The organism is Vogesella amnigena (genome assembly GCF_042648905.1).
In the GTDB taxonomy this organism is placed as follows: Bacteria; Pseudomonadota; Gammaproteobacteria; order Burkholderiales; family Chromobacteriaceae; genus Vogesella; species Vogesella amnigena.
This window is the reverse complement of record NZ_JBHRYH010000033.1, coordinates 1-3,644: the sequence shown is the minus strand read 5'-3', so window position 1 is coordinate 3,644 and position 3,644 is coordinate 1. Positions and strand designations below refer to the sequence as shown.

The following is a 3,644-nucleotide window of genomic DNA, read 5'->3' as shown; positions in this document are numbered from 1 at the left end:
GGTGGTTTGACGCCGGCGGCCTACGCCAAATCACTCGCTGAGAAATCAGGTAAATTAGCCTCGGACTCTAATGCTCAGTGCTACTGAGAATGGGGGGACGTCGCTGTCAGAACGTGGTTCAGGTCGCGATGAATGTAAAAATGGCCGGCAATGCGCCGGCCCTGTTGTGCTGTCTAAGTTGTTGTCAGATAACAGCTTTTATTCCCACTCGATGGTTGCCGGCGGCTTGCCGCTCACATCGTAGACCACGCGGTTGATGCCGCGCACTTCGTTGATGATGCGGTTGGATACCTTGCCCAGCAGGCTGTACGGCAGTTCGGCCCAATGGGCGGTCATGAAGTCGCTGGTGATTACCGCGCGCAGCGCCACCACGTAGTCGTAGGTGCGGCCATCGCCCATCACGCCTACCGATTTCACCGGCAGGAACACGGCAAAGGCTTGGCTGGTGAGGTCGTACCAGTTCTTGCCGGTCTTCTCGTCCACGGTGGCACGCAGTTCTTCGATGAAGATGGCGTCGGCGCGGCGCAGCAGCTCGGCGTATTCCATTTTCACTTCGCCCAGGATGCGCACGCCCAGGCCCGGGCCCGGGAACGGGTGACGGTACACCATGTCGTGCGGCAGGCCCAGCGCTACGCCCAGCTGGCGTACTTCGTCCTTGAACAGGTCGCGCAGCGGCTCCAGCAGCTTCAGGTTCATGTCTTCCGGCAGGCCGCCCACGTTGTGGTGGCTCTTGATCGCGTGCGCTTTCTTGGTCTTGGCGCCGGCGGATTCGATCACGTCCGGGTAGATGGTGCCCTGTGCCAGCCACTTGGCGTTGGTGAGCTTGCCGGATTCACGCTGGAACACTTCCACGAACTCGGCGCCGATGATCTTGCGCTTCTTCTCCGGGTCGGTCTCGCCGGCCAGCTTGCCCATGAACTGCTCGGTGGCATCGACCTGGATCACTTTTACGCCCAGGTTCTGCGCGAACATTTCCATCACCATCTTGCCTTCGTTCAGGCGCAGCAGGCCGTGGTCAACGAACACGCAGGTGAGCTGTTCGCCGATGGCGCGGTGGATCAGTGCGGCAGCCACCGAGGAATCCACGCCGCCGGACAGGCCGAGGATGACTTCCTCGTCGCCTACCTGGTCGCGAATCTTCTGGATCGCTTCCTCGATGTAGTTCGGCATGGTCCAGGACGGCTTGGCGCCAGCCACGTGCAGCACGAAGCGATGCAGCATCTCGGTGCCGCGCTTGGTGTGGGTCACTTCCGGGTGGAACTGCACGGCGTAGAAGCCGCGGTCCTCGTCGGCCATGGCGGCGATCGGGCAGGACGGGGTCTCGGCAATCACCTTGAAGCCGGCCGGCAGCGCGGTCACCTTGTCGCCGTGGCTCATCCACACGTCGAGGAAGCCATTGCCGGCGTCGTCCACGCGGTCCTGCAGGCCTTCCAGGATCTTGGAGTGGTGACGGGCCTGAATCTGGGCGTAGCCAAACTCACGCTTGTCGCCGGCCTCTACCTTGCCGCCCAGGCTCTGTGCCATGAACTGCATGCCGTAGCAGATGCCCAGTACCGGCACGCCCAGGGCGAATACCTGCTGGTCGGCCTGGTAGTCGGATTCGTATACCGAGTTGGGGCCGCCGGACAGGATGATGGCCTTGGGGTTGAACGCACGGATCTCGTCGATGGGCATGTCGAACGGGTGCAGCTCGCAGTAGACGTGGGCTTCGCGCACACGGCGGGCGATCAGCTGGCTGACCTGGGAGCCGAAGTCGAGGATGAGGATTTTGTCCATGGCAGTCCTTGCGTGTATTAACCGGCTGGGGTTGGCCGGTGTCATTTTGAATACGGTGTCTCGTTACGGCGCCGCGACAGACGGCGCTCCGGTATGCGGTTGCTGCGCGCCAGCAGCAGCAATATGCCCAGCAGCATCATGCCGAAGGCGGCCAGATGGCTGAAGCGCAGGTAATAGTGGTCATACAGGTAGATGGCTGCGCCGGCATAGATCAGCATCGGGCTGCTGACCACGGTGGACTTGGTCAGCCCGTCCAGCAGGCCCAGCAGAATGCCGGCGCCTGCCAGCAGCAGGGCGAGCAGGGTGGAGGTTTCCGGCAGCAGCGCGGTGCTCTTGAGCAGCCACAGGGCGCCCAGCACGATCAGCACAATGGGTTGGACGATGCCGGGTTTCATGCTCACACCTTGCCGCGCATCAGGCGCTGCTTCTCGCGCTGCCATTCGCGGTCTTTTTCGCTTTCGCGCTTGTCGTGCTGCTTCTTGCCCTTGGCGAGGCCGATGTCGGCCTTGATATTGCCTTTGCTGTAGTGCAGGTTCAGCGCCACCATGGTGTAGCCGGCACGTTCCACCTTGCCGATCAGGCGGTTGATCTCGTGCTGGTTCAGCAGCAGTTTGCGGGTGCGCACCGGGTCGGGGTGGACGTGGGTGGAGGCGGACTGCAGCGGGGTGATGTGGCAACCGAACAGGTAGAAGGCGCCATCGCGGTAGATGACGTAGCTTTCCTTCAGCTGCACGCGGCCGGCGCGGATCGCCTTGACCTCCCAGCCTTCCAGCACCAGGCCGGCTTCGAGCTGCTCCTCGATGAAGTAGTCGTGAAAGGCTTTGCGGTTGTCAACGATGCTCATGGCGCTCTTGGGGGCGTTGCAGGGAATCGCGCATTTTAGCAGAACGGGCGCGTTCGCCAAAGCGCTGAAAATTCATGGGCTTGATCTGGCGGCTTGCCGCCTGGGCGGGCGATTGTGTACCCTTCGGGCTTTCTCCTGCCCTGTTTCAGCATGCATGTCATCGAAAAGAGCGTCCTGGTGGCGCACACCCCGGAGCAGATGTTCCGGCTGGTGGACGAGGTAACCCACTATCCACGTTTTCTGCCGTGGTGCGCCAAGGCGGAAGAGCATGAGCGTGATGGCGACTTGCTGGTGGCCAGCCTGCACATCGATTACCTGAAGGTGAAGCAGCATTTCACCACCCGCAACCGCAACGAGCCGCACAGCACCATTCTGATGGAGCTGGTGGATGGCCCGTTCCAGCATCTGGAAGGTCGCTGGCACTTTCAGGCGCTGGGCGATTTTGGCTGCAAGGTGGAGTTCCGCCTGAGCTACCAGTTCTCCAGCAAGATTCTGGAAACCATCATCGGCCCGGTGTTTGGTCACATCACCGGCACGCTGGTGGATGCCTTCATCAAGGAGGCGGATCGCGTCTATGGCGACGACTGAGCGCATCCAGGTGGAGGTGGCGTTTGCGTTGCCGGCACGGCAGAGGATAGTGAGCCTGCAGGTGCCGGCCGGCACCACCGCGCAGCAGGCGGTGGAGCTGTCCGGGTTGGCCGCAGAGTTTGCCGAGATTGATCTGGCGGCACTGAAGCTGGGTATTTTCAGCAAGGCGGTAAAAGCCGATACCGTGCTGCGCGAGCACGACCGGGTGGAAATCTACCGTCCGCTGCAGGCGGACCCGAAGGCGGTGCGGCGCCAGCGCGCCGAGGCGGGCAAGGCAATGAAGAAGGGCGGCGACTGAGCCGCGCCGGCAAATAAAAAACGGGGCTGTTGCCCTAATGCCGTTCACTTAGCAGATCGAACCTGTTTGGTTGGGTAACGGGATGGCAGCTTTTTCACAACGCGGGGGCATTCACGCCCCCGCCGTTGTTTTGGAAGC

General features: G+C 62.0%; 5 protein-coding genes. 2 read left to right on the top strand and 3 right to left on the bottom strand.

Annotated elements, in window-relative coordinates; genetic code table 11:
- Nucleotides 1-198 precede the first annotated feature (198 nt).
- From guaA to smpB, 3 genes are read right to left on the bottom strand one after another with little or no spacing between them, the layout of a single operon-like run.
- Nucleotides 199-1,776, bottom strand: a complete 1,578-nt coding sequence (gene guaA / locus ACFOKJ_RS12665; RefSeq protein ID WP_390280136.1) for a glutamine-hydrolyzing GMP synthase — start codon at nt 1,774-1,776, stop codon at nt 199-201.
- 41 nt (nt 1,777-1,817) lie between these two features.
- Complete coding sequence (locus tag ACFOKJ_RS12660) at nt 1,818-2,171, bottom strand: hypothetical protein (protein ID WP_390280134.1); 354 nt, start codon at nt 2,169-2,171, stop codon at nt 1,818-1,820.
- A gap of 2 nt (nt 2,172-2,173) precedes the next feature.
- Nucleotides 2,174-2,620, bottom strand: coding sequence for an SsrA-binding protein SmpB (gene smpB / locus ACFOKJ_RS12655; RefSeq protein ID WP_390280132.1), 447 nt, complete (start codon nt 2,618-2,620; stop codon nt 2,174-2,176).
- A 150-nt stretch (nt 2,621-2,770) separates the two neighbouring features.
- Here smpB and ACFOKJ_RS12650 point away from each other — a divergent pair, with 150 nt between their 5' ends.
- Both ACFOKJ_RS12650 and ACFOKJ_RS12645 read left to right on the top strand, forming a co-directional pair.
- A complete protein-coding gene (locus ACFOKJ_RS12650) occupies nt 2,771-3,208 on the top strand; it encodes a type II toxin-antitoxin system RatA family toxin (RefSeq protein ID WP_390280130.1) in 438 nt (145 codons plus the stop codon).
- The gene (locus tag ACFOKJ_RS12645) at nt 3,195-3,506 is read left to right on the top strand and encodes an RnfH family protein (RefSeq protein WP_390280128.1); all 312 of its coding nucleotides are present in this window, start codon (nt 3,195-3,197) and stop codon (nt 3,504-3,506) included. The genes ACFOKJ_RS12650 and ACFOKJ_RS12645 overlap by 14 nt, the downstream gene beginning before the upstream one ends.
- The last annotated feature ends 138 nt before the right edge of the window (nt 3,507-3,644 follow it).

Bases quoted from the DNA above. Each gene is read 5' to 3' on its own strand.
- guaA (WP_390280136.1), bottom strand. From the start codon at position 1,776: ATGGACAAAATCCTCATCCTCGACTTCGGCTCCCAGGTCAGCCAGCTG.
- ACFOKJ_RS12645 (WP_390280128.1), top strand. From the start codon at position 3,195: ATGGCGACGACTGAGCGCATCCAGGTGGAGGTGGCGTTTGCGTTGCCG.
- smpB (WP_390280132.1), bottom strand. From the start codon at position 2,620: ATGAGCATCGTTGACAACCGCAAAGCCTTTCACGACTACTTCATCGAG.
- ACFOKJ_RS12650 (WP_390280130.1), top strand. From the start codon at position 2,771: ATGCATGTCATCGAAAAGAGCGTCCTGGTGGCGCACACCCCGGAGCAG.
- ACFOKJ_RS12660 (WP_390280134.1), bottom strand. From the start codon at position 2,171: ATGAAACCCGGCATCGTCCAACCCATTGTGCTGATCGTGCTGGGCGCC.